We start from the raw sequence: 25,336 nt of genomic DNA, 5'->3' as shown, positions 1-25,336 counted from the left end.
AAACCTGGCCCTTTTGCACCAAAAACGATCCGTTTTCCTCCGTTCCCAAGGGATCATGTGATCCGAAGGGGACGGAGGAAAACGGATCAAAAAGGAAAAATAGTAAGGCGCTCTTTTTCACATTGAATATTGCAATTTGGTAACGCGTTTTATCAAATATGGCATTTATCTGCGATAATGTTCATTTTCACCGCTGATGGTGACATTTCATACCGCCTGCCGAACTGCGTGGAGACCTAACAACTTTTTAGGTCAGTGTTGTGCGTGTAGCAATTTCGCCCGGCCTCGCCTCCGGGCTGCCATGTGAGAGGGGATCTTATGGCTCGACTGCACGTAATGGAACGCAGCCACGCTCAGGCCGTCATGGACGACCTGCACGATGCACTCGGACGTCGTCTGGCGGTGAGTTCACTCGCCCCGTGCCCCGTCGAGTTTACGGCGGCGCTCGTCAACCTGTGCTCCACCCAGAGCTGCGGCAAGTGCACGCCCTGCCGCGTGGGCCTGAGCGCGCTGAGCGACCTGCTCGCCGATGTGCTCGAGGGCCGCGCCGACGAGTCCACGCTCAACTTGATTGAGCGCACGGCCCGCACCATCTACCTTTCGAGCGACTGCGCCATCGGCTACGAAGCTGGCGCCATGGCACTCACGGCCATTCGCGGCTTCCGCGACGATTTTGAGCACCACATCCGCGAGCACTCCTGCGGCTTTGACCGCGAGGCTCGCGTCCCGTGTGTCTCGGGCTGCCCGGCGCACGTCGACATTCCTGGTTACATCTCGCTCGTCGAGGCAGGCCGTTATGCCGACGCCGTCAAGGTCATCCGCAAGAACAACCCGCTACCGCTCGTCTGTGGCCTGGTGTGCGAGCATCCCTGCGAGATGCATTGCCGCCGTGGCATGGTCGACGACCCCATGAACATCCTCGCCCTCAAGCGTTTTGCCGTTGAGCATAGCGACCTCAACGACCACAAGCCACATGTAGTGGACAACACCGGTAAGCGCGTCGCCGTGATCGGCGGCGGCCCGGCCGGCCTTTCCTGTGCCTACTACCTGGCCGTGATGGGCCACAAGGTGACCATTTTTGAGCAGCGCCACCACTTGGGCGGCATGCTGCGCTACGGCATCCCCAGCTATCGTCTGCCGCGCGAGCGCCTGCAGGCCGAGATCGACTGGATCTTGAGCGCCGGCATCGACGTGGAGCTCGACCACTCCGTGAGCGGCGAGGAGCTCGCCCGTCTGCGCGACGAGTTCGATGCCGTCTACCTGGCCATCGGTGCCCACAGTGACAAGAAGCTCGGCCTTCCGGGTGAAGAGGCGCCCGGCGTGGAATCGGCCGTCAAGATGCTGCGCGCCATCGGCGATGACGAGCTGCCCGACCTGAGCGGCCAGCGCGTGTGCGTCATCGGCGGCGGCAACGTTGCCATGGACGTGGCACGCTCCGCCGTGCGCTGCGGTGCCGAAAAGGTAAGCATCGTCTACCGCCGTCGCATCTGCGATATGACGGCCCAGGACGCCGAGATTGCCGGTGCCCAGGCCGAGGGCTGTGAGGTGCTGGAGCTGACGGCCCCGCTCGCCATCGAGACGGGCGAGGACGGTCGCGTGAGCGGCCTGCGCGTGCAGCCGCAGATTATCGGCGAGCCCCGTCGCGGTCGTCCGGCTCCGCGTGCCGCCGCCACGCCCGAGCGCGTCATCCCCTGCGAGCGTGTGTTCGTCGCCATTGGCCAAGACATCGATTCCAAACCGTTTGAGGAGGTGGGCATTGCCTGCAAGTGGGGCTGCGTGGTCACCGATTCGGACGGTGCCGTGCCCAACTTCGACGGCCTCTTTAGCGGCGGCGACTGCCAGACCGGTCCCGCCACCGTCATCCGTGCCATCAACGCTGGCCGCGTGGCTTCGGCAAATATCGACCGCTACCTGGGCTTCGACCACAAGATCAAGCTCGACGTGGAGCTGCCGACCGTGCAGTTTAAGGGCAAGCACGAGTGCGGCCGCTGCGAGCTGGGTGAGCGCGAGGCCGGCGAGCGTATTCACGATTGGAATCTGGTCGAGCAGGGCCTTACCGAGGAGGAGGCGCGCCAGGAGGCAAGCCGCTGCCTGCGTTGCGACCACTTTGGCTTTGGCGCGTTCCGCGGAGGGAGGAGCCTGGAATGGTAGAGCTCAACAACCCCACTGTCAGCGACAACACCGAAAGCGGAGCACTCAATATGGTCAAGCTCACTATCGATAATTGCGAGGTCGTGGTACCCGAGCACACCACGATCCTGGACGCGGCCAAGTCCGTCGGTATCCAGATTCCCACCCTGTGCTACCTGCGCGATCTAAACGAGATCGGCGGCTGCCGCGTGTGCGTGGTCGAAGTCGAGGGCTGCGATCAGCTGGTTGCCGCCTGCAACAACTACGTGCTCGACGGCATGGTGGTCCACACCAACAGCCCCAAGGCTCGCGAGGCCCGTCGCACCAACGTGCAGCTGCTGCTGTCCCAGCACGATTCGCAGTGCACGAGCTGCGTGCGCAGCGGCAACTGCAACCTACAGACCATCGCCAACGACCTGGGTATTTTTTATCTGCCGTATCAAAGGCATTTGGCGGGCGAGGGCTGGGATTTCGATTTTCCCATCATCCGCGAAAACGACAAGTGCATTAAATGCATGCGCTGTATCAAGGTGTGCGAGAGCGTGCAGGGGCTAGGGATTTGGGACCTGACCAACCGCGCCACGCATACCGCCGTGGGTACCCGCGGGCGCGCGCCGATCGGCAAGACCGAATGCGTCGCGTGCGGCCAGTGCATAACGCATTGCCCGACGGGCGCACTGCGCGAGCGCGACGATACCGAGACCGTGTTCGATGCTCTCGCCGATCCCGACAAGATCGTGCTGGTGCAGATTGCGCCGGCCGTGCGCAGCGCCTGGGGCGAGGAGCTCGGCATATCTCGCGAGGAGGCTACCGTTGAGCGCTTGGCTTGCGCGCTGCGCCGCGTTGGCTTTGAGTACGTGTTCGATACCGATTTCTCGGCCGACCTCACCATTATGGAAGAGGGCTCCGAGCTGCTCAAGCGCCTGGGCGAGGCCGCCAAGGGCGAGGGCGACAGCCGCAGCTGGCCCATGTTCACGAGCTGCTGCCCGGGCTGGGTACGCTTTGTGAAGGCGCGTTACCCCGAGTTTGTCGACAGCCTGTCCACGTCCAAGTCGCCGCAGCAGATGTTCGGCACCATCGCCAAGACCTACTACGCCAAGGTGCTGGGCGTGGAGCCCGAGCGCCTGTTTGTGGTGTCCGTGATGCCGTGCACGGCCAAGAAGGCCGAGTGCGCGCTGCCGAGCATGGTGGGCGAGGGCGGCACGCCCGATGTGGACGTTGCGCTGACGGTGCGCGAGATGGTGCGCATGGTCCGCGCGAGCCACGTGAGCGTGGATACGCTAGTTGAGGAGCCGCTCGATACGCCGCTGGGCTTTGGCACGGGTGCGGGTGTGATCTTTGGCGCCACGGGCGGCGTGATGGAGGCCGCCGTGCGCTCGGCCTATTACCTGGTGACGGGCAAGAACCCCGACGCCGACTTCTTTACCGATGTGCGCGGCCTGGACGGCTGGAAGGAGGCCGTGGCCGATATCGATGGCACCAAGGTGCGCGTCGCCGTGGCACACGGGCTGGGCAACGCTGCCCGTCTGCTCGACGCGATTCGCGACGGCCGCGTGAGCTATGACTTCGTTGAGGTTATGGCGTGCCCGGGCGGCTGCGTCGGTGGCGGCGGTCAGCCCATCCACGACGGCTGCGAGCTGGCAGCCGAGCGTGGCCAGGTGCTCTGGGGCCTGGATGCCGCTGCGGACATTCGTTTCTCGCACGAGAATCCCGATGTCCAGGCGTGCTACCGCGAGTTCTTGGGCGAGCCGCTCTCGTCGCTGGCTGAGGATCTGCTGCATACCGACCATCACGCATGGACGATGCCTAACGAGGGGACGTGCTAGCGATGCGCGCGTTTGATTTTGAGCTGTCGCGCCGGGGGTTTGCCTCGGCGCTTGCCGCGGGTGCGCTGTCGCTTGCACTCGCGGGCTGTGGCGGCGGGGCTGCCGGTGCCGGGTCCGCCGCGGGCTCGGCTGCCACGGACGGCGCCGGTGCTGCTGCAGAGCCGGTCGAGGTGCGCGTCGCCTCGCTCAAGGGGCCGACCTCGATTGGTCTGGTGCAGTTTATGGACCGGGCAGCCGATGGCGAGACGGACAATGAGTTCGACTTTGCGATCAATACTGCCGCCGATGAGATTGTGCCCAAGGTCATTCAGGACGATATCGATATCGCCCTGGTGCCCGCCAACGTGGCGAGCGTACTCTACAACAAGACTGAGGGTGCGGTGCAGGTCATCGACATCAACACGCTGGGCGTGCTGAACGTGGTGACGGGCGACGCGAGTGTGGCCTCGTTTGGCGATTTGGCGGGCCATACCGTCTATATGACGGGCAAGGGCACCACGCCGGAGTACGTCATGAACTACCTGCTGGAGCGCGCGGGCCTGACCGGCCAGGTGGCGCTTGAGTTTAAGAGCGAGCCCACCGAGGTGCTGTCGGCGCTGCTTGCCGACCCGACTGCCGCGGGCGTGCTACCCGAGCCGTTCAAGACGGCGGCCATCGCCAAGAGCGAGGACAAGCTGTCGGCTCCGGTAAGTCTGACCGATGTGTGGGATGAGCTGGCAGGTGACACGGGTTCGCGCCTGCTGACGGGCGTGACCGTGGTGCGCCGTGTCTTTGCCGAGGAGCATCCCGATGCCGTGGCGGAATTCCTGAGCTGCCATGCTGCGAGCGTTGAGGCCGTGAACGCGGCGCCGGCGGACTGGGCTCAGTCCGTGGTCGATGCGGGTATCGTGGATAACGCCGCGATTGCCGAAAAGGCGATTCCCGGGTGCATGCTCGTGTGCCAGACGGGGAAGGATATGAAGGCGGCACTCGGTGGGTACCTGCAGGTGCTGGCCGATGCGGACGCGAGCGCCGTGGGCGGCAAGCTCCCGGCCGATGATTTCTACTACATGGAGTAGCCCGTGCGTGCGTTTGCTCGACAAATGACAAAGCGTATGAAGGCGGTGGCGGCAGCAGGTGCCGTTGCCGCCTTTTGGCTTGCCGTGTGGGCTTTCGCGGCGGCGCTGGTGGCGCAGCCGCTGATTTTGCCGGGGCCGGGCGCTGTTGTGGTGGCGTTGCTGCGGCTGGTGTGCGATGCCAACACGTGGGCGATTCTGGTGGGTTCAGGCGCACGAATCTTGGGCGGACTGGCGCTTGCCGCGATCTGCGGCGGTGTACTGGCGGGAGTCTCGGTGCGGTCGCGGACGTTTGCCCGTCTGGTGGCGCCGGCGCTTTCGTTTGTAAAGGCGACGCCGGTTGCCTGCGTGGTGGTTCTGCTGCTCATTTGGCTGGGGTCGGCGCGCGTGAGCATTGCAGCGGTCTTTTTGATGGCACTGCCGGGCGTGTATTTTTCGCTGGTCGAGGGTTTGGCACAAGTGGATAAGCCGCTGGAGCAGATGTTTTGTCTGCATGGTGTGCGGGGTTGGCGACTGTTCTTCGCCCATACCTGGCGCGAAGTCCTGCCGTTTGTGCTTTCGTGCGCCCGCGCCGTGATCGGCATGAGCTGGAAGGCCGGCGTGGCGGCGGAGTTGATTGGCATGGCGGCTGGTACCGTGGGCGAGCGCATCTATCAGGCGAAGCTGCTCATTGAGACGGCTGACCTGCTGGCGTGGACCGTGTTGGTCGTGGCGGCATCGTGGGCATGCGAGCGCGTGCTGATGTGGCTGCTGCGGGCTTCGGGTTCCGTGGCATGGCGTGTTGCCGTGCGGACGCATGGACATGGACTGCGCGGGCGTGCGGGGGCCGCGAGCGATGGCGCTTCGGCGGAGCTTGCGCTTGCCGTGGGCGATCGCGCGCCCTGGGCGCCGGTGCTGGACGGTCTGGTGCTTCGTGTGCCCACCGGCGGGCGTACCTGCGTGATGGGCGCCTCGGGGGTGGGCAAGTCGACGTTGCTCGCGCTAGCGGCGGGGGAGTGCGCACCGTGCTCGATGGTGTTTCAGGATGTGCGCCTGGTAGAGGACGCTTCTGCTCTGGATAACGTGCTGGTGTGCGCCGACGCGCGCGTGGACGCCTCGAGTGCCGCAGCCCTGTTGCGCCTGCTGGTGCCGGGGGTCGATGTACATGCTCGTGTGGCCGAGCTCTCGGGCGGGCAGCGCCGTCGCGTCGAGATTGCCCGAGCCCTGCTGTGCCCAGGCGACGCGGTGATTCTGGACGAGCCCTTTACCGGTCTAGATACCGCTGCGCGCGACGCATGCGCCGAAGTCGTGCTCGACTTGCTCGACGGTCGCATGCTGTTGCTTGCCACGCACGATGCCGTCGACGCTCGGGCCCTCAATATCTCGGACATCATCACACTCTAAATACTTATTCAGCAACAAAATGATCCGTTTTCCTCCGTCCCCAAGGGATCAGGTGTGCTATTCTATCTACGGGGTAATACTTAGGAATACCAAGTAATACCAACGCCGTAGAAACAAACTCCAGATGCGGGCCAATCGGGTTGCCTTCACAGCCCGTCGCCCAGCCGCGTGGCCCGCATCTATCCGCACCACCGTCGTTTCAAAAAGGAAGCGCCATGGCAGAACACATGACCCCGGTTGTAGCGAAGGTCTTGCCTGAGGAAAAGGCGGCCTTCGCGGCGGCAACCCAGCTCGTAGGCACCACGCCGTCCAACGCCATCCGCATGTTCATCGCCGCCTTCAATCGCTGCGGCACCTTTCCGTTCGACATTTCGCCCAGCGGGGCCTTTGGCGCTGTGCCCGATTCTCATCAATAAGTGATCCGTTTTCCTCCGTCCCCATGGGATCAGCTCTCTGCCGAGTTGTGGTAGAACTAGGGAACGGTTTTGAGGAGGTTGGCATGCTCAATGCGATGGCGTGGGCGCTTGCATGTTTTGGCGTTGTCGCTGCCGATATAGCCCTGAGCGTGGTTCTGTTTTCGGTTCTCGATGCCGTATCGGTGCTGACGGGCTATCCGATCGACAATCTCGATATCCAATGGTTCCAGGCTGCCGCTCAGACGGCGTCGTTTTTGATGGCGCTGCTGTGGTGGCGTTATCTGTGGCCCCGCTCCTTCATGGCGCGCCGGCAAGGTGAACGTCCGCTCGGCGGGGGAGCAAGTGCTGCATGGAAGCGCATCGCTTGCGTTGTCGTGATTGGCCTTGCCCTGCAGGTGGTCGTTGGCTACGTGACCGACGCCGTGCTGTCGCTGTTGCCCGACGCCGCGGCCGACTACAGCGAGCTTGTCGAGGAAACAGGTATGGGCGACACCAGCTATCTCGCCGTCCTGACTACGGTGCTCGGCGCCCCATTTTGTGAAGAGCTGCTGGTGCGCGGCATTATTTTTGAGTTTTCGCTCCGAGCGTTTAATCCGCAGTGCCGCCCACTTTGGAAGCGCCCGCGTCGTGCGAGCGCGCAGAACGGCGCCATGGTGCCCTGGGCGGCCCCAAGTACGTGGGGTATCGCCGCGGCGATTGTGCTGCAGGCGGCAATCTTCGGTTTTATGCACATGAATTGGGTGCAGGGTTGCTACGCGGGTGCCGCCGGCCTCATCTTTGGCTGGGTGCTCGTGACGACCGGAAAGCTCCGCTACACGATTCTGCTGCACTTTGCCTTTAATGCCGGGTCGTACCTCATGGGCCTGCTGTGGTTTGTGAACACGCCGCTCGACGTAGTGATCACGGTTGCCATCGCCGGCTTTGTGCTGGTAGAGGCGATGCGGTCGCTCAAACTGACGTGCCAGACGGATCGTCCCTACCAGCAAGCGTGATTCCCCTAAGGAAAACACGGCTAGGCGTGTCTGAGCGTGTTCCCCCTAGGGAAATCACGACTGGAGACAGCCCAAGCGTGTTTCCCCTAGGGAAAACACGCTTGGCCGATGAGGAGACGCCGACTGGCCAAGAGACACCGGCCGGCCCTCGCCACGCTAGTTGCGGCGTCCGCCGCCGTTGGCGCCCTGACGTCCCTGGGCCGCGCGGTTGCGTCCGGCAGTGTTCTGCGCGCGCGACATGCCACCGTGGCCCTTGCTGCCTTTGGGTCCCTTGCCGGCGGCGCCACCGTGGGCCTTGCCGCCCTTCTTGCCGGTGCCATGGCCACCGCCAGCAGACGTCTCGCCCGGACGCGGGGGCACGGGACGAATCAGGCAATGCTTGGTGTAGCCGATCAAATCGCGGCGGCCGGCCTTTTCCAGCGCCTCGCGCACCAGCTTGTAGTTCTCGGGCTTGCGATACTGGATGAGCGCGCGCTGCATGGCCTTCTCGTGCGGGTCGCGCGCCACATAGATCGGCTCCATGGTGCGCGGATCCACGCCGGTGTAGTACATGCACGTCGACATGGTGGACGGCGTGGGGTAGAAGTCCTGCACCTGTTCGGGCATGTAGCCCATGTCTCTTACGGCCTCGGCAAGGTCCACAGCTTCCTTCATGGTTGAACCGGGGTGGCTCGAGATCAGATACGGCACCACGTACTGCTTGAGTCCGTATTCGCGGTTCAAGCGTTCAAATTTACGGCAGAATGCGTCGTAGACGGCGCGGCTCGGCTTGCCCATCACAGACAGCACGGCGTCGCTCACGTGCTCGGGCGCTACGCGCAGCTGGCCCGAGACGTGATGCTCCAGCAGCTCGCGCAAAAACTCGTCCGAGGCATCGGCCATGGTGTAGTCAAAACGGATGCCGCTGCGGACGAAGACCTTCTTGACGCCCGGTAGCTGGCGCAGGTCGCGCAGCAACTGCGTGTAGCCGCTCTCGTCGACCACCATGTTCTTGCATACGCTCGGCCACAGGCAGCGCTTGTTCTTGCACACGCCGTGCTTGAGCTGCTTGTCGCAGGCAGGGCGGCTAAAGTTGGCCGTCGGCCCGCCCACGTCGTTGATGTAGCCCTTAAACTCGGGGTCGCGCGTGAGCAGCTCGGCCTCGCGCATGATCGAATCGTGGCTGCGCATCTGCAGCACGCGGCCCTGGTGGAAGGTGAGCGCGCAAAACGAGCACTCGCCAAAGCACCCGCGGTTGGAGCTAATGGAAAACTTGATCTCGGCAAAGGCCGGCACGCCGCCTGCCGCGTCGTAGTCGGGATGCCAATCGCGTGCGTAGGGGAGTTCGGCCACCTCGTCCATCTCGTCGGTGGTGAGTGTCGCCGACGGCGGGTTCTGCACCACATAGACGCTGTTGGGGTAGGGCTCTACCAGGCGATGTCCGGTGATGGGGTCCATATTCTGCTGCTGCACGTTAAAGCTGCGCGCGTAGTTGAGCTTGTCGGCGGCAAGGTCGTCCCAGCTGGGCAGCAGGTCGTAGTCGTAGACCTCGTCGAGCGAGCTGGTGCGGTAGACGATGCCGTTGATATAGGTGATCTGATCGACGGGTAGTCCCGCGTCGAGCGCGTCGGCGATCTCGACGATCGCGTGCTCGCCCATGCCGTAGATGAGGATGTCGGCGCCCGAGTCGAGCAGTACCGAGCGCTTGAGCTTGTCCTGCCAGTAGTCGTAGTGGGCCAGGCGGCGCAGGCTCGCCTCGATGCCGCCGATGATGATGGGGGCGTCCTTGAACGTCTGGCGGATGAGGTTGCCGTAGACCGTGACGGCACGATTGGGACGGTGCCCCTCCTCGCCACCGGGGGTATAGGCGTCGGTGTGGCGGCGGTGCTTGGTCACCGAATAGTGGTTGACCATGGAGTCCATGTTGCCGGCGCTGACGAGAAAGCCCAGGCGCGGCTCGCCGAGCACAGTGATGCTGGCGGGGTCAGTCCAGTCGGGTTGACAGATGATGCCCACCTTGTAGCCGTGCGCGTCGAGGACACGGCTGATGATGGCCATGCCAAAGCTGGGATGGTCCACGTAAGCATCGCCGCAGACGTAGACAAAGTCGCACTGGTCCCAGCCGCGCGCATCCATGTCGGCCCGGCTGACGGGGAGAAACTTATCGCGGCCCGGGCGCCAGGGGCGGACGGGCGCAGCCGGGGTATGCGTGGGGCGCGAATCTTGGGCCTTGCCGCCACGCTTTTGCTGCCGGCCGCGCTGGGCATGCTTGCCATGCTGGTTGTGCTGAGCGTCCTGGGGCTTTTTTGCCACGATTCCTCCCGTTGTTAGTATGCTGCACGTAATTGTAACCAGTCTTTTTGGGACGGGGCTAAAAAGACTGGTGGAGTACACGAGGTGTCGGGCGTCGGCGCCGTACCCGCCGTTTGTTTCCAGACTGTGTATCTGCGCGTTGGAGAACTCGTCTCGCGCGCACGCCATGTTGTCAATGGGTTACAGTATGAACGGCGGCTATGTCTCCGCCAACGCACGAGAGGGTCGTCAACAAGGAGGACGCACGACGATGCAGCGTGCCAAACAGATATCGGAGTCTATTGAGCTGGGCATCATCTTGGCGCTCGCCGGTGGCTTTATGGATGTGTATTCGTACATTGGGCGCGACCATGTTTTCGCAAACGCGCAGACGGGCAACATCCTGCTCGTGGGCGTGAGCATCTCGGAGGGCAACTGGGCGCTGGCGGGACGCTACTTCTTTCCCGTGGTGTCGTTTGCCGTGGGCATTATGCTTGCCGACCTGGTGCACGAGCGGTTTGGCAGTGTGATTCACTGGCGTCAGGTGACGGTGTTTTTTGAAGCCGTTATCTTGCTTGGCGTGAGCTTTATCCCCGGTGGCGGTTACAACCTGCTCGCCAACTGTCTCACGTCGTTTGCCTGCGGCATGCAGGTTGAGAGCTTCCGCAAGATCCACGGTCACGGCATTGCCACGACGATGTGTATCGGCAACCTCCGTAATGCCTTGCAAAACGTGGACGACTACATCATCACCCATAGGCGTGGCTTTTTGGAAAACGGCCTGCTGTACTTTGGCGTGATCTTTACCTTTGTGTTTGGCGCCGTGCTGGGCAATTGGTGTATTGAGCGCATGGGCCTGCATGCCATCGTCGTGGCGAGCTTGCTGCTGTTTGTCGCGTTTGCCATCATGTTCATCGACCGCGAGCGCGACTTGCGCTTACGCTGGAAGGTTGCGGCCGAGGCTTGGAAAGAGGGCTGCCGAAAGTAACCGAATGCGGCAAAGGGGCTGTCCCTTTGCCGCAATATTTTTCATCATCTGTTGAAACGCTTTAACAATTTTGACGTTCTCACGCGTTTTTCGTTTCAAAAGCGTTAGGATGGGACTCATAGCGTGGGGCGTAATGGGTGCCCCGCACACGATGGGAGGCTATCAATGGCTAATCGTTTCGTTCTCAATACCATCTCTTATCATGGTTCCGGCGCCATCAAGGAAATCCCCGGCGAGCTCCAGCGTCGCGGCTACAAGAAGATTTTCGTCTGCTCCGATCCCGATCTGGTCAAGTTTGGCGTTACCGCCAAGGTGACCGACGAGCTCGACGCCGCCGGCATCGCTTGGAGCCTCTACTCCGAGATCAAGCCCAACCCCACCATCCAGAACGTCAAGGACGGCGTCGAGGCCTTCAAGGCCGCCGAGGCTGACGCTATCGTGACCATCGGCGGCGGCTCCTCCATGGACACCGCTAAGGCCATCGGCATCATCATCAACAACCCCGAGTTCGCCGATGTCCGCAGCCTCGAGGGCGTTGCTCCCACTAAGAACCACGCCGTGTTCACCATCGCCGTGCCGACGACCGCCGGTACCGCCGCCGAGGTGACCATCAACTACGTCATCACCGACCCCGAGAAGGTCCGCAAGTTCGTGTGCGTCGACACCAACGACGCCCCCGAGGTCGCCGTCGTCGACCCCGACATGATGGCTTCCATGCCCGCCGGCCTGACTGCTTCCACCGGCATGGACGCTCTGACCCACGCCATCGAGGGCTACACCACCAAGGGCGCTTGGGAGCTCTCCGACATGTTCCACTTTGAGGCCATTAAGCTGATCAGCGAGAACCTGCGCGACTCCGTCGCCGAGGCCAAGTCCGGCCAGCCCGGCTCCGGCCGTGAGGGCATGGCTCTTGGTCAGTATGTCGCCGGCATGGGCTTCTCCAATGTTGGCCTGGGCATCGACCACGCCATGGCTCACACCCTGTCCGCTCACTACGATACCCCGCACGGCGTCGCTTGCGCCATGCTGCTGCCGATCGCCATGGAGTTCAACAAGCCGGTTTGCGCTGAGCGCCTGGCCAAGGTTGCCGTCGCCATGGGCGTTGACACCACGGGCATGAGCACCGCCGAGGCCGCCGATGCCGCCATCGCCGCCGTCAAGCAGCTTTCCGCCGACGTGAACATCCCGCACGTCTGTGAGGCCATGAAGGCTGACGAGATCGAGGTCCTGGCCAAGGACGCCATGGCCGACGCCTGCTTCCCGGGTAACCCGCGCGAGGCAACGCTCGACGACGTCATCGAGCTCTTCAAGAAGATCTGCCCGGCTGCCTAGCCCAGTTTGGTGGTCCTTCGCCCGTAGGTGTATGGTCTTTTGACGTGCCGCTGGCCCCGCCGTGCTACGCACGGCGGGGCTTTTTGTGCTGCGTCGATGCCCTGAGACGGACAAAACCAAGGCGTACTGCCCGCTGCGGATAGGTGGTGCACTTCCCAGCGTGCATTTTTGGGAGTACTCAGCAAGCTCTTAAAAATGCATAACGTTTTGAATGGCCCGTAGTGGCCCGCAGGCGCCCATCGACAGCCATTGTGGGCGGGCTATCGATGAGTGGGGGGGGGTTGTTACTGAGTTTTTGCTTTGCGACGACCTGCAACACTGCTGTAACCACGTCGTTTTGTCGTTCGTGATGGGGCCGTTGGGGCCCACGGTGCTGAATACTCCGTTTTTTGCACGGCCCAAGGTGGGGTACCCTGAGACGAAGCAAAAAGATGCCTCATTTCTATGCAAATACCAATAGGATTTATGCAAGATTGAGATTGTAAACCGTGCACGTGCACAAAACCGGTGCGGGGACGTCTGGAGGCGGCTCGGCTCCTGGGGCATTGCACGTGCAGAACGGTTAAAATCGGGACTCGGTCTTAGTTTTACTTGGAAGGATGCATATGACTTCTAATATTGATGCTTCTCTAGAGGAGACGCTCTCCTATATCGCAGGACAGCTTAAGACGCTGACTTCTATTGCCTCCCCTACCGGCTATACCCGTGCGGCGACTGATTATCTGATGGAGACCCTGCGCGATATGGGGTTTGGGCCTGAGCGTTCTAATAAGGGTAACGTGCTCGTTGAGCTTGGCGGCGAGGGCGAGCCGCTCGTACTGGCGAGCCATGTCGATACCCTAGGCGCCATGGTGCGTTCCATTAAGGACAATGGCCGCCTGCGCCCCACGACGCTCGGTGGGCATCAGTGGTCTACGGCCGATGGCGAGAACTGCACCGTCTACACGCGCGACGGCAATGTCTACACGGGCGTGGTTCTTAACACCGAGCCTTCGGCGCACGTGGCCGACGAGCCGGTCAAGACCATCGAGAAGAACATGGAGATCTTGCTCGACGAGAACGTCGACAGCAAGGACGATGTGCTCGAGCTGGGTATTCAGACCGGCGACATCATCGCTATGGATCCTCGCACGACGGTGACGGAGAGCGGCTACATTAAGAGCCGCTTCCTGGATGACAAGCTATCGGCCGCCATTTTGTTGGGCTTGGCGCGTGCCGTCGCCGCTGGCGAGGTGACGCTTTCGCGTAAGGTTTCGCTGCTCTTTACCGTGTACGAGGAGGTGGGCCACGGCGGCGCCTTCGTGCCGGCCGACACGCGCGAGATGATCAGCGTTGACATGGGCTGCGTGGGCGACGACCTAGGCTGCACCGAGCACATGGTGTCGATCTGCGCCAAGGATTCGGGCGGTCCGTACAACTACGACCTGGTGACGGCGCTGTCCAATATCGCGCGCGAGCTTGAGCTCGATTACGCTATCGACGTGTATCCGCATTACGGTTCGGACGTCGAAGCCACGCTCTCTGCCGGCTACGACATTCGCCATGGTCTGATCGGCCCCGGCGTGTATGCGAGCCACAACTACGAGCGTAGCCACATGGACGGCGTGCGCAACACCTTCGAGCTCGTCCGCGCCTACGTACAGCGCTAGCGATGCAGCGGCCTCGGCTGATACGGCAGTACCGACCGAGGCCGTCCTCTCTAAGTTGCGGTGAAATAGGGACTGTTTGGCGGTTTTAAACGCTTAAACAGTCCCTATTTCACCGCAATTTATGAAGGGGATGGGGCTACTTAAGTGCGCCGGTCACCGTGCCGCCGCCGAGGACGATGTCGCCGTGGTAGACTACAACGGCCTGGCCGGGGGCGATGGCTCGCTGCGGCTCGTCAAAAGTCAGCAGCATTTGTCCATCGGCGCCACGCGTAAGGGTCGCTGCCTGGTCCTTTTGACGGTAGCGGTACTTGGCGCCCACATGAATGCCGCCGGACGTGAGTTCTGCTTCCATGCGGTCGGCAGGGGCGCTCCAGATCCAGTCGTTGGCCGTGAGCGCTGTGGCCGTCAGGTCGTCGGCCTCGCCCAGATGCACAATGTTGTTGGCGGCATCGACGCCCGTTACGTACACGGGATGCGCCATCGCGACGCCCAGGCCCTTGCGCTGGCCGATGGTATAGCGCAACGCGCCGTTGTGACGTCCGACCACGCTGCCGTCACGCCATACAATATCGCCCGGCTCGGCGGGATGCCCGCGGCGGCGCTCGATATAGCCCGCGTAGTCGCCGTCCGCGATAAAGCAGATATCCTCGCTTTCGGCCTTCTTGGCGTTGGCAAAGCCCTGCTCGGCGGCAATCCGGCGCACGTCGCGCTCTTTGTCCAGCCCAGCCAGCGGAAAGATTGTGCGTGCCAGACGCTCTTGCGTGAGCGAATACAAAAAGTAACTCTGGTCCTTCTTGGGGTCCTCGCCGCGGTTCAGCTGCCAGGTGCCGTCGGCCGCTTGGCTCGTTTTGGCGTAGTGACCTGTGGCGATGTGGTCGCAGCCCATATCGAGTGCCGCATCGAGCAGCGCGCCAAACTTAATATGGCGGTTGCAGATGATGCATGGGTTGGGCGTCAGCCCCTCCTGATAGGCAGTCACAAATCGCTCGATAACGTTACAATCGAAGGTCTGCTGCAGGTCGAGCACGTGGTGGGGTATCCCCAGTCGCTCGGCGACGGCCTTTGCATCGGCGATGTCGCGGTCGACCTTATTCATGCCCGTGACGGGATCGGGCGCGGGACAGGTGAGGCGCATGGTGGCGCCGACGCATTCGTAGCCCTGGCTTTTGAGCAGGTACGCAGTCACGCTGGAATCGACGCCGCCGCTCATGGCGACGAGCACGCGCTTGTTGTGCATGGGGAGGTTCTCCTTGGTGGCATGTGGCCAAAAAAGAAAAGCGGCGCGGGAGGCTGGTTCCGCGCCGCAGACATTGTAACAAGTTCGGACGGCTCGTGGGACACCCTGATGGGATGGGCTCAGACTGCCGGGAGAGAGGAGACCGGTTCGCCCTGGGCTCAACCTATGGGCGACGGGCCCTAGTCCTGGAAGAGCGCCGTGGACAGGTAGCGCTCGCCGGTGTCGGCAAGCAGGGCCACGATGGTCTTGCCCTCGTTCTCGGGGCGCTTGGCCAGCTGCAGCGCGGCCCACACGGCGGCACCGGACGAAATGCCCACGAGCACGCCCTCCTTGTGGCCCACGGCGCGGCCGGTGGCAAAGGCGTCGTCGTTCTCGACGGGGATGATCTCGTCATAGACCCGGGTGTCGAGGACGTCGGGCACAAAGCCGGCGCCGATGCCCTGGATCTTGTGCGGGCCGGCCTGGCCCTTGGAGAGCACCGGGGAGGTGGCGGGCTCGACGGCGACGACCTGAATCTCGGGGTTTTGCTCCTTGAGGAACTCGCCCACGCCGGTCACGGTACCGCCGGTGCCGACGCCGGCGACGAAGATGTCGACCTTGCCGTCGGTGTCATCCCAGATCTCGGGGCCGGTCGTGGCCTTGTGGATGGCGGGGTTGGCGGGGTTCACGAACTGGCCGGCGATAATGCTGTTGGGCGTCTCCTTCTGCAGCTCCTCGGCCTTGGCGATGGCACCCTTCATGCCCTTGGAGCCGTCGGTGAGCACGAGCTGTGCGCCGTATGCCTGCATCAGCTTGCGGCGCTCGACGGACATAGTCTCGGGCATGGTGATGATCACCTTGTAGCCGCGAGCCGCCGCCACCGAGGCGATGCCGACGCCGGTATTGCCGCTCGTGGGCTCGATGATGGTGTAGTCGCCGCCGCGCACGAGCTTGCCGGCCTTCTCGGCCTCGTCGATCATGTTCTTGGCGACGCGGTCTTTGACGGAGCCGGCGGGGTTGAAGTATTCCAGCTTGACGAGCACGCGGGCCTTGAGATCCTCATCGGCCTCAAAGTGAGTGAGCTCCAGAAGCGGGGTGTGGCCGATAAGCTGATCGATGGACGTATAAACATTGCTCATGGTGAACCTCCAAAGTGTTCAAATGGCTGGATACCGTGTGGTTTTACGGTGTGTGTAGCAGCTAAACCCATAAACCTTATAGGTTGTTTGTTTAGCTGTTGGCAAGCATAGTAGACACTAAAGCCTAGTAACGCAATAGGAAATAGAAGATTATTACGAGTCGATTAACCAGCTTGACGGGAATAGGTATTTTCAAAACCAATTTTTCGGCTAGAATTTCTACGAATTAAAAGACCGAAAGGCAGCACTATACATGTTGGTTTCTACTAAGGGCAGATATGCCCTGCGCGTTATGGTCGATCTGGCCGAGCACCAGGCGGCCGGTCGCATCCCGCTCAAAGAGATCGCGGCGCGACAGGGGATTTCCGAGAAATATCTCGAGAACATCTTGGCTACGCTCGTGCGCGCCAACATGCTCTCGGGCATGCGCGGCAAGGGCGGCGGCTACGTGCTTACGCGCCCGCCCGAGCAGTATACGGTGGGCGAGATCCTGCGCCTGACCGAGGGCAGCTTGGCGCCGGTCGCATGCCTGGACGGCGACTGCAAGGGCTGTTCGCGTTCGGACGAGTGCCCCACGCTCGACGTGTGGAAGAACCTGGACAAGCTCATCAACGACTACCTCGACGGTGTGACGCTTGATCAACTTGTCGCTCCCAACCATGGCTACGACTACGTCATCTAACCCATACCCGCCATTTGGGGACGGAGCGGAAATGGTAGATTCTCTCGCCCTTTGAGACTTGACAAATAAGAAGGCCGCCCATTTTTGCGATGGGCGGCCTTCGTTTTGGGTCGATATGACGGTTCGTATTGAACAGTTCTAGCCCTAGGCGATGCTATCGAGAATGCTGCGCATGATGGATACCAGGATGCTGCCCATAAAGGCCGATCCAAAGCCGGCAATGGAGATACCAGCGCCCAACAGATTGACCGACAGGTAGCTGGCCAGCTCGAGCATAAAGCTGTTGACTACGAGCTGAAAAATACCAAGCGTAATAATAGTGAGCGGCAGTGAGATGACCGTCAGGAACGGCTTGACGAGCGAATCGACGATGTTGAGGAACAGTCCCACAAAGGCGAAACAGACCCAGGCCTCGGCAAAACCGAAGGGTTGGATGCCGGGGACGAGGAACGTGGCGATCGCGATGGCGATCGAAGTAAAGAGCCAGTTAAGCATAAAGCGCATGGTAGGGGGTCCTTTCTTGCGCGGGGAGAGTTAGTGACGCGTGAAGCAGCTTGCCGTGGCGACTTGGACGGCTGCGCGAACGCGGGGCCTTGCCTGGATGCCCATTGTCGCAAATATTCGTGGAGCTTACGTGCGCATTCGATTTCAAAACGGCGTTCGTCCTGAAAAACGCGCCGCTGACAGAGAGTCTTGTCGCTTTAGTTTGGTGGTGTGCTACACTGCTACGGGCAAAAGCCACAGGCGTTGCCCTATTGCATAGAACGGGCGAACGATGTCCGATGTCAGTATCAACTTCGATGCCTTTTGGCGGGTTTGGCGGTGATCGATGAATATCGAGAACATGTTTGACAAGCCTGATGTCAAGCAGCTGGTCCACGCATTTAGCCTTTTGGACGACGAGAAGGATATCCAAGCGTTTTTGACCGATATCTGCACGCCGCGCGAGATTTGCGACCTTTCTCAGCGTTTGCAGGTTGCGCGCTATTTGGACGAGGGCGAGCCTTATGTTGAGGTTCAGGCCCGTACCGGCGCTTCGTCCACCACGGTGAGCCGCGTTTCAAAGGCGCTGAACGGCGAGTACGGTGGCTACCGCAAGATCCTCATTAAGTTGGAGGATGGCGAGTAGGCCAGCGACAACATTGAATTACGAAGAACCGTCCCTCCGGGGGCGGTTTTTTGATCCCTTGGGGACGGAGGAAAACGAATCACCGGGTTAGACTGACCCCCTCTGTGATCCATTTTCCTCCGTCCTCAAGGGATCAAATCTGTTGGCGTGGGGCAAATCTGTCCGCTTGGGCGGGTAGGATGGATGCATTGATTATTGCGAACAGTTTGAGCGGAGGACCATGCCTGTTCGAATCTATACCACCAATGCCGGCACGGATTTGAGCGATGCCGAGGCGGCGCTACTGGCCGACCTGGTTGCCCGCCACGGGCGCGCTGTTCTGTTGGCGCCAACATTTGCCGAGCTCGACCTGTGCCGCCATGATGCGGCGGAAGCCGGGGTTTCACTGGGTGTCGACTACAAGACGCCCACATCGTGGCTCAGCTCGCTGTGGGAGCTTATGGGCGATGGCCGCAGCTTTGTGGACAACCTTCAGCGCCAGATGCTGTTCTCGGACATGATCGACCGCCGCGACGACGCCGCTCTGCAGCCGCTTTCGCGCAGCCAGGGCACAGTGCGCATGCTCGCGCGCATGGCCCGCGACGTGTTGCCGGGCGTTGCGGGGACGGGTGCCGAACGATGCCGTGGCGACAACTGCCGGCCTGAGCCAAAAAGCGATGCCGAGGCTCGTGTGTTCGAGCTGTTGAGCGCCTATGCGAGCGGTTTGGACCGTCGAGATATGGTCGAGCCCTGCGAGGCAGCCGACATTATGGCCGGTGGCCTGGCCGATAGCCTGCCGGCGTGCGCCCGCGCCGTATGCGTGCGCGGTACCACGTCGTTTACGCACGGTCTACTCGAGCTGCTGTCTGCCGTGGCGAACAATGGGGGAGAGGTCGTCGTGCTGCTTGCCCGCGAGCAGGCGGCGATGCGCGAGGAGCTTGCCACGGCATTTGATGCCCGCGGTGTGCTGTTTGAGATCGCGCCGCTGGGGGAGGACGCCGTCGCGTCTGATGTCGCTTGCGGGGCCGCCGCTCAGCCTGCCTTTATTGAGGTCGCCGGCCCCCATGCCCGTGCTCATGTCTATGCGGACGCCATCGATAAGTTGGTGAAAGCGCACAAGGAGTCCAAGGCCGATAAAGCTACTGCAACGCCCGCCGACCCCGTGCGCGTGCTCGTCGTTTCTGCCCGGGCACCCCAGCTGTTCGGCGAGCTCGCCGCCCGTTTGGCGGCGCGTCACATTGCGGCCGAGACGGCTGAGTTCACGGCGTTTTCCCAGTCCATCGCGGGCAGGCAGTTTACGGCGCTCGCCAACCTGATCGAGCGTATGAAAGCCGCCGACGAGGGCACCGCTTCCAAGACTGAGTGGTGGCCCGCGCCGGAGCTTACCGACTGGATCTACAGTCCGCTTTCGGGCGCTGATGCCGTCAATGCCCGTACCTTCGATAAGAATATGCGTCTCTCGCGCAGCAAGACTACCGCGGGCGTCAAGAGCCTGCTGCAGAGCGTTCAGGGCCAGGTGAGGGGCGCGCGCAAGGCGACGAGCGACGATAACTGGTTTAAGAACGTACCGTGTGTGGTCTCGGACGTGTTCCAGGCGCTGTGGCGTGACAAGCCCGTGACGGCGCTTAAGGCCATGCTTGCCGTTGCCGAGGCGTTGCCCGATCGCGCTCTAGGCGGCCTTGACGGCCAGGCCCGTCGCCAGGCAGAGACGGCTTTGCTGCGCCATGCCATCGACATCCTTATGAACGATGCTCGCGCGCTCGACGTGTCGCAGGCCGCGACCGTGCCGGTTCTCGACGGCGTTCGAACCAAGGTGGACAAGCGCAGTACCGCCTACGATTACGAGACCTATGAGGTCGATCGCACACCACGAGCACAAGTGCGCTTCGCGTCGCTTGCCGATGCGTCGGTTCTTCGCCCTGACAGCTACGATGCCGTGCTGTTTGCCGATGTCGACCTGGACAGCTATCCGCTTTCGCACGAAGAGGGCCCGCTTGCCACGTTGACAGCCGAGCTGCGCCGCGACGGCGTGTCTTTGGAGCCCGCTGCCCTGCTGCGCGTGCGCTTTGGCCGTGCGATGCAGGCGGCGAGCGGTCCGGTCGCGCTCGCCCGTGTGACGCACGATCGCCAGGCACGCGAGTGCTACCCGGCAGCCGTATGGACCGAGCTGTGGGCACATGCCGAGGCCGCTGGCGCTGCCAAGCCCATGCGCGTGGGCGAGGGCGATATCATCGCCGACTTTGATCCCGCGGCAGGTGAAGGCCTCAAGCGCGAGCGCGTGACCTGTGAAGCCCCTCAGCATCTGAGTGCCGAGGCCGTGCCGTATTTGGTCCTGCGCCGTCGCGATGGCGAGGGTGAGGACGCGCCGCTCGTGCCGCGTCTGACGTCCGCCTCGCAGATCGAGGCCTATTCGACCTGCCCGCTATGCTGGTTCGTCTCGTACCGCGTGAAGCCCCAGTCGATCGACGCGGGCTTTGGCAACATGGAAAAGGGCAACTTTGTCCACGACGTGCTGGAGCATCTGCATGCCCGTCTGCCCCAAGAGGGCATGGAGCGCGTGACGCCCGAGAATCTGCCGCGCGCACAGAAGCTGCTGCACGAGGTCTTTGACGAGACGTTGGCCGAGCACGCCGGCAAGCGCGGCACGGAGGGCCCGCTGGTGCCGCTCTCTGCGGTGGAGGAACGCCAGGTGGCCGAGATCTTGCCGCAGCTGGAGGGTGTGCTTGCCTACGAGTCCGAGGCACTTGCCCCCTTTGCCCCGCGCTACCTGGAGTTTGCGTTCAACGAGCTCCAGGTCGAGTATGCCGGTTGGCCGCTCGGCGGGCGCATCGACCGCGTAGATGTGGATGCCGAGAATCGCGCCGTGGTAATCGACTACAAGCATCGTTCGGGTGTCGAGGAGTTTAAGCTTGCCGACCCCACGGTGCGTGACGAGGAGACGGGCGAGGCTCCCATCGACGACCCGCGCTGGCTGCCGCCCCATACCCAAACGCTCATCTACGCGCAGGCCATGCGTCGGGCACTGGGCTTGGATACCCGTGCAGCGCTCTATTTTTCGACCAAGGGCGGCAAGCCCGCGCTGCGCGGTGCGGCGAGCGCCGAGTTGCTCGAGGAAGAGCGCGGTGACGGTCGCATCCCGGGCCTCAAGAAGGGCTTCCCGGGCGAGGGCGGCAGCATGGACTTCGATGCCCTGCTCGATCGCGTGGAGGCCGACATCGCCGAGCGCCTGCGCGAGCTCGAGGCGGGCAACGTTGCCGCCGTCGACCCGGCGTCGGCTCAGGCCGCGCATGCGCGCTGCTCGTATAACCACGAAGGAACGTTTGTAAGGAGGGACGTGTAGACCATGGATCTTTCGACTTTGATGCCGCAACAGCTGCAGATTGTCAAAACGCTCGACCGCCCGCTGTTTGTCTCGGCGGGCGCCGGTTCGGGTAAGACCTTTACCCTCACGCGCCGCATCGTCTATGCGCTCTCGCCCGAATCCGGTCCGTTCGTTGAGCATCTGGACCAGGTGCTCGCCATTACCTTTACCAAAGATGCCGCGGCCGAGATTCGCGACCGCGTGCGCCGTGCGCTTATCGACGAGGGCATGGACGAGGAAGCACTGACCGTCGACGACGCGTGGATTTCGACCATTCACGGCATGTGCTCGCGCATCCTGCGCGCACACGCGTTGGAGCTGGGCATCGATCCCGAGTTCACGGTGCTCACCGATACCGACGAGCTTATGGACCAGGCTGTTGAGCATGTGCTGGCCCGCGCGACGGCACCCGATGCCGCCCCCGAGCTCGCCGCCTCGCTCAAGGCCCTTTACGCCTGGTATCCCATGGCGGGCGAGGGCGGGCCGTTTGGTACCGGCACGACCATTAAGGGCCTGGTGCGCGAGCTGCTGGAGCTGTCGAGCCAGTTGCCGGGCGGCATGGACGACGTGCGCGTGGCGCGCGGCCAGGCCGATACCTCGGCACTCGCCGATGCCTATCGTGCGGCGCTGGGCGCAAGCAAGGCCGCGACCGAGAAAGCGCAGGTGGCGCTCGATGCCATCGATGCGTTTGAGGCGAGCGGCAAGACCATGGCCGATGCGGCGCGACTTATGATGTCGTGCACCATGCCGCGCGCGAGCAAGGCGTTTCCTAAGGAGCAGGTGGAGCTACTCAAGGCCGAGGCGGCTGATGCGTTTATCAATATCGTGCTTGCCTGCGGCGGTTCGGCGCTCGATGCGCTGGTGGGGCTCGCCCGTGCCGTAGAGGCGGAGTATCGCGCATTGAAGGCTGCCCAGTCCGCCCTCGATAATAACGACCTGCTGCGTATGGCCTACGAGGCCCTGCGCGATTACCCAGCCATCCGTGCTGCGTACGAGGGCCGCTTTAAGATGGTCATGATCGATGAGTTCCAGGATACCGATCAGATGCAGGTCGATTTGATTCGCTATCTGACGGGCGCGGGGGAGCGCGCGCTGTGCACCGTGGGCGATGCGCAGCAGTCGATCTACCGCTTCCGTGGCGCCGAGGTCGAGGTGTTTCGCCGCCAGGAGCGCAAGGTGGGCTCGTCTGCCGCGTCCGAGGCGACTGCCGTGGCCGATGCCCCTGCCGGCGAACTCGTTAAACTCGTGCGCAACTTCCGCAGCCATGACGAGGTGCTGCGTTACGTGGCGCGCGTCTTCGACGGCGATGACGGCGGCCTGATGCAGGGCTTTTTGGATCTTGAGGCGAGCGACGGCCGCAAGGACACGCTGGTGGCGGACGCCTCGCGCCGCCAGGCCCTCTTTGTTGCCGGCGGTAGTATGCAGGAGCGCACACAGGCCAAGGCCCGTGCGATCGCCGAGCGCTTCCGCGCGCTTGCCGATGCCGGCCAGCCCCAGGGCGGCATGGTACTGCTGCTGGGCCGCATGACCAACGCCGACGTCTACGCCCAGGCCTTCCGCGATCAGGGGCTCGACTGCGTCATCGCGGGCGGCTCGGTCTTTGCCCAAGCAGCCGAGGTGCAGACGGTGCGCGCCCTGGTTTGTGCGCTCGCCAATCCGGCCGATACGGCGCGGGGCCTTATGCCGCTGCTCGCCTCGCCGATGTTTGCGCTCGGCGCTCAGGAGTTCCTGGCGCTGGCGACCAAGCTCGATAGCGAGACAGGGGAGACCTCGCGCCGGAATATCGACATGGGCATCATGAGCGATTCCGACGTGCCGGGTTTGCAAGACTTGCCGCTTGTGAAGCGCGCCCGCGAGGTGCTGCGGTATGCGCTTCGTCGCGCGGGCCGCGATTCGTTCGCCGCCATCGCGCGCGACGTGGTCAACGCCTCCGGCTGGTTTGTGCGCCTGGCGCAGCGCGGCCCCGAGGGCAAGGCCATTGCCGCCAACGTGCTCAAGGCGCTCGACGCCGTGGCTGAGGCTGAGGCCGAGTTCGGCAACTCGCCGCGTTCCATCGCGCTGGCCTTCGACCGCTTCTTGGCGGGCAAGGAGGCCCCGGGCGCGCTCAACGAGGAGGGTGACGGCGCGGTACGCATCATGACGGTGCATGCCTCCAAGGGTCTGGAATATCCGGTCGTGGCGGTCGCCGAGTGCTTTGGCGTGCGTAAGTCCTCGGGTGCGGCACAGATGGGTCGCGTCGATGGCGGAGCGCAGGTCGTGGCACTGCCGGCACGCTTCGACGGCGTTAAGCTCGCCGACGGAACCTTTGTGAAGGGCGACGACGTCAAAAAGCAGTTTGAGCATGCGTTTAAGGGCAAGGGCACGTCGCTGTGGCTGCCGCCGGAGCTCATGGAGGACGTTTGTGCGACGGGTTCTCCCGCCGAGGCATTTGCTCGCCTGCGCAACGACGACCTGCAGCTCTCGCTCGAGGAGCGGGCCCGCCTGCTCTATGTCGCCATGACGCGAGCACGCGAGCTGGTCATTCTGGCGATGGATGCCGGTGTGAGCCGTGGCAAGGTGACGGCGCCGACCTTCGATGTCGAGACGGATCTGACCTACGACGTGCTGCGCCGTATTTTGCCGACCGACGCTCTGGACACGCCGCAGCTCGATAGCGACCGCCTGGTGTTCGACAACTCCCAGCCGGGCGACTACGAGCTCATTTCGCTCACGGACTTTACCTTTGGCGAGCAGGCGTTTGAGGCAAACGCTTCGCTGGATGCCGAGGGCAGGCTTGTCCGCGGCGATGCGGAGCCGGAGGGTGCCGGTGCAGATGCCCGCGCCGCCGTTCCCGGTCCTGCCGACCCCGAGCCCGATGCGTTTGAGCTCGTGTATCCCCAGGCGGTGGGCGTGCGCATGGGCACCTGCCCGTATCCGGAGCGCGATTCGTACAGCTACTCGTCAATTGCCGCGGCGCTGCATGCCGAGTCCGAGGACCGTGCCGCCGAGGCGCACGTGCCCATGGACGAGGCTGGCGATGATGCAGAGTCGGATGGCTCGGAGATGGCCGATGCGGACGTGGCCGTCGTTGAGCCCGCCGGCAACCCCATGGCGCTGGGCTCGGCGTTCCACGCCGCCTGCCAGTGGCTCATCGAGATGGGTGCCGACGCGTTGCCCGCTGCGCGCGCCGATGCACTGGCGCGTCTGTGGCGCCTGACGCCGGAGCAGCGCGAACGCTTCGACGTTGCCCTGAACCGCTGGCTCAAGTCGGCTGTTCGTGCCGACCTGCTCGCGTGGCCGTGCGTTCGCGCCGAGGTGCCGTTCTTTTCGCTGGGCTGCGAGGACGAGGACATCGCCCGCTACGGTGCATATGCCGAAGGCGCCATCGATGCACTGGCCACCGACCCGGCCGATCCGTCGCGCGCCCTGGTCATTGATTACAAGACGGGTGGCACGCCGGATGAGACGCCGGAACAGCTGCTCGAGAAGCACGCCCTGCAGGCGCGCGTCTACGCCGACGTGTTGCACAAGGCGGGCGTTGAGGCGGTGACGGTCAAGTTCGTTCGCGTGGAGCAGACGAATCCAGCCATCTTCGTCGAACCCGCCGAACCTCAAGTAGTCACCTACAATCTCTAGCCCTCAGATAACTTGCGGTGGAATACGGACTGTTTTGGCCAAAAAAGCCGCCAAACAGTCCGCATTTCACCGCAACTGCAAGAGGAGCCGTGTTGGTTTGGCTAGGTTCGGGTGCCGTCCGCGCCGTGCGGTAAAATCGTTCAGTCAGAACACGAACCCGCATCGGAGCTCAT

Annotated in this window: 17 protein-coding genes; 13 read left to right on the top strand and 4 right to left on the bottom strand. The window is 62.9% G+C overall.

What is annotated here, in order from left to right:
* The first annotated feature begins 318 nt into the window (after window positions 1–318).
* The 6 genes from I2G40_RS04540 to I2G40_RS04515 all read left to right on the top strand — a co-directional run bounded on the left by I2G40_RS04540 (window position 319) and on the right by I2G40_RS04515 (window position 7,802).
* A complete protein-coding gene (locus I2G40_RS04540; RefSeq protein WP_195544333.1) occupies window positions 319–2,151 on the top strand; it encodes an NAD(P)-binding protein in 1,833 nt (610 codons plus the stop codon).
* Window positions 2,145–3,956, top strand: coding sequence for a [FeFe] hydrogenase, group A (locus tag I2G40_RS04535; RefSeq protein ID WP_229090654.1), 1,812 nt, complete (start codon window positions 2,145–2,147; stop codon window positions 3,954–3,956). Before I2G40_RS04540 ends, I2G40_RS04535 begins: the two co-directional genes overlap by 7 nt.
* 2 nt (window positions 3,957–3,958) lie before the next feature.
* Window positions 3,959–5,014, top strand: coding sequence for an ABC transporter substrate-binding protein (locus tag I2G40_RS04530; RefSeq protein WP_195544332.1), 1,056 nt, complete (start codon window positions 3,959–3,961; stop codon window positions 5,012–5,014).
* Window positions 5,015–5,017: 3 nt separating this feature from the next.
* A complete protein-coding gene (locus I2G40_RS04525; protein WP_195544331.1) occupies window positions 5,018–6,394 on the top strand; it encodes an ATP-binding cassette domain-containing protein in 1,377 nt (458 codons plus the stop codon).
* Between the two features lie 215 nt (window positions 6,395–6,609).
* A complete protein-coding gene (locus I2G40_RS04520; RefSeq protein WP_195544330.1) occupies window positions 6,610–6,810 on the top strand; it encodes a type II toxin-antitoxin system RelB/DinJ family antitoxin in 201 nt (66 codons plus the stop codon).
* 83 nt (window positions 6,811–6,893) lie between these two features.
* Window positions 6,894–7,802: a CPBP family intramembrane glutamic endopeptidase gene (locus I2G40_RS04515; protein ID WP_195544329.1), complete on the top strand. Its 909-nt coding sequence runs from the start codon at window positions 6,894–6,896 to the stop codon at window positions 7,800–7,802.
* A gap of 156 nt (window positions 7,803–7,958) precedes the next feature.
* Here the strand turns inward: I2G40_RS04515 and I2G40_RS04510 are convergent, their stop codons facing one another.
* The gene (locus I2G40_RS04510) at window positions 7,959–10,094 is read right to left on the bottom strand and encodes a YgiQ family radical SAM protein (RefSeq protein ID WP_324252570.1); all 2,136 of its coding nucleotides are present in this window, start codon (window positions 10,092–10,094) and stop codon (window positions 7,959–7,961) included.
* A 250-nt stretch (window positions 10,095–10,344) separates the two neighbouring features.
* Here I2G40_RS04510 and I2G40_RS04505 point away from each other — a divergent pair, with 250 nt between their 5' ends.
* From I2G40_RS04505 to I2G40_RS04495, 3 genes are all read left to right on the top strand, one after another.
* Window positions 10,345–11,061 carry a YoaK family protein gene (locus tag I2G40_RS04505; protein ID WP_118377270.1) on the top strand — a complete coding sequence of 239 codons (717 nt, stop codon included), beginning with the start codon at window positions 10,345–10,347 and terminating at the stop codon, window positions 11,059–11,061.
* Window positions 11,062–11,226: 165 nt separating this feature from the next.
* Complete coding sequence (gene fucO / locus I2G40_RS04500; RefSeq protein ID WP_035137361.1) at window positions 11,227–12,393, top strand: lactaldehyde reductase; 1,167 nt, start codon at window positions 11,227–11,229, stop codon at window positions 12,391–12,393.
* Between the two features lie 605 nt (window positions 12,394–12,998).
* Complete coding sequence (locus tag I2G40_RS04495) at window positions 12,999–14,042, top strand: M42 family metallopeptidase (RefSeq protein ID WP_035137360.1); 1,044 nt, start codon at window positions 12,999–13,001, stop codon at window positions 14,040–14,042.
* Window positions 14,043–14,178: 136 nt separating this feature from the next.
* Here I2G40_RS04495 and mnmA read toward each other — a convergent pair whose 3' ends face one another.
* Window positions 14,179–15,570 carry a tRNA 2-thiouridine(34) synthase MnmA gene (gene mnmA / locus I2G40_RS04490; protein ID WP_324252569.1) on the bottom strand — a complete coding sequence of 464 codons (1,392 nt, stop codon included), beginning with the start codon at window positions 15,568–15,570 and terminating at the stop codon, window positions 14,179–14,181.
* Window positions 15,459–16,397 carry a cysteine synthase A gene (gene cysK, locus I2G40_RS04485; protein WP_118256362.1) on the bottom strand — a complete coding sequence of 313 codons (939 nt, stop codon included), beginning with the start codon at window positions 16,395–16,397 and terminating at the stop codon, window positions 15,459–15,461. The genes mnmA and cysK overlap by 112 nt, the downstream gene beginning before the upstream one ends.
* A gap of 253 nt (window positions 16,398–16,650) precedes the next feature.
* Between cysK and I2G40_RS04480 the strand changes: the two genes are divergently transcribed.
* A complete protein-coding gene (locus tag I2G40_RS04480) occupies window positions 16,651–17,079 on the top strand; it encodes an RrF2 family transcriptional regulator (RefSeq protein WP_022094857.1) in 429 nt (142 codons plus the stop codon).
* A 144-nt stretch (window positions 17,080–17,223) separates the two neighbouring features.
* On the opposite strand, the gene I2G40_RS04475 is transcribed toward I2G40_RS04480, so the two are convergent.
* Window positions 17,224–17,583: a phage holin family protein gene (locus I2G40_RS04475; RefSeq protein WP_055285729.1), complete on the bottom strand. Its 360-nt coding sequence runs from the start codon at window positions 17,581–17,583 to the stop codon at window positions 17,224–17,226.
* Window positions 17,584–17,908: 325 nt separating this feature from the next.
* Here I2G40_RS04475 and I2G40_RS04470 point away from each other — a divergent pair, with 325 nt between their 5' ends.
* The 3 genes from I2G40_RS04470 to I2G40_RS04460 all read left to right on the top strand — a co-directional run bounded on the left by I2G40_RS04470 (window position 17,909) and on the right by I2G40_RS04460 (window position 25,163).
* Window positions 17,909–18,208 carry a YerC/YecD family TrpR-related protein gene (locus tag I2G40_RS04470; protein ID WP_022094855.1) on the top strand — a complete coding sequence of 100 codons (300 nt, stop codon included), beginning with the start codon at window positions 17,909–17,911 and terminating at the stop codon, window positions 18,206–18,208.
* A gap of 220 nt (window positions 18,209–18,428) precedes the next feature.
* Complete coding sequence (locus tag I2G40_RS04465; RefSeq protein WP_195544326.1) at window positions 18,429–21,527, top strand: PD-(D/E)XK nuclease family protein; 3,099 nt, start codon at window positions 18,429–18,431, stop codon at window positions 21,525–21,527.
* Window positions 21,528–21,530: 3 nt separating this feature from the next.
* On the top strand, window positions 21,531–25,163 hold the full coding sequence (locus I2G40_RS04460) for a UvrD-helicase domain-containing protein (RefSeq protein ID WP_195544325.1): 3,633 nt from the start codon (window positions 21,531–21,533) through the stop codon (window positions 25,161–25,163).
* Window positions 25,164–25,336 lie beyond the last annotated feature (173 nt).

Source organism: Collinsella aerofaciens, assembly GCF_015558785.1.
Classification (GTDB): Bacteria; Actinomycetota; Coriobacteriia; order Coriobacteriales; family Coriobacteriaceae; genus Collinsella; species Collinsella aerofaciens_P.
This window is presented reverse-complemented; position numbering and strand designations above follow the sequence as displayed.

Bases quoted from the DNA above. Each gene is read 5' to 3' on its own strand.
- I2G40_RS04505 (WP_118377270.1), top strand. From the start codon at position 10,345: ATGCAGCGTGCCAAACAGATATCGGAGTCTATTGAGCTGGGCATCATC.
- I2G40_RS04475 (WP_055285729.1), bottom strand. From the start codon at position 17,583: ATGCGCTTTATGCTTAACTGGCTCTTTACTTCGATCGCCATCGCGATC.
- I2G40_RS04460 (WP_195544325.1), top strand. From the start codon at position 21,531: ATGGATCTTTCGACTTTGATGCCGCAACAGCTGCAGATTGTCAAAACG.
- I2G40_RS04465 (WP_195544326.1), top strand. From the start codon at position 18,429: ATGCCTGTTCGAATCTATACCACCAATGCCGGCACGGATTTGAGCGAT.
- I2G40_RS04480 (WP_022094857.1), top strand. From the start codon at position 16,651: ATGTTGGTTTCTACTAAGGGCAGATATGCCCTGCGCGTTATGGTCGAT.
- I2G40_RS04530 (WP_195544332.1), top strand. From the start codon at position 3,959: ATGCGCGCGTTTGATTTTGAGCTGTCGCGCCGGGGGTTTGCCTCGGCG.
- I2G40_RS04540 (WP_195544333.1), top strand. From the start codon at position 319: ATGGCTCGACTGCACGTAATGGAACGCAGCCACGCTCAGGCCGTCATG.
- I2G40_RS04520 (WP_195544330.1), top strand. From the start codon at position 6,610: ATGGCAGAACACATGACCCCGGTTGTAGCGAAGGTCTTGCCTGAGGAA.
- I2G40_RS04515 (WP_195544329.1), top strand. From the start codon at position 6,894: ATGCTCAATGCGATGGCGTGGGCGCTTGCATGTTTTGGCGTTGTCGCT.
- fucO (WP_035137361.1), top strand. From the start codon at position 11,227: ATGGCTAATCGTTTCGTTCTCAATACCATCTCTTATCATGGTTCCGGC.
- cysK (WP_118256362.1), bottom strand. From the start codon at position 16,397: ATGAGCAATGTTTATACGTCCATCGATCAGCTTATCGGCCACACCCCG.
- I2G40_RS04495 (WP_035137360.1), top strand. From the start codon at position 12,999: ATGACTTCTAATATTGATGCTTCTCTAGAGGAGACGCTCTCCTATATC.
- I2G40_RS04535 (WP_229090654.1), top strand. From the start codon at position 2,145: ATGGTAGAGCTCAACAACCCCACTGTCAGCGACAACACCGAAAGCGGA.
- I2G40_RS04470 (WP_022094855.1), top strand. From the start codon at position 17,909: ATGAATATCGAGAACATGTTTGACAAGCCTGATGTCAAGCAGCTGGTC.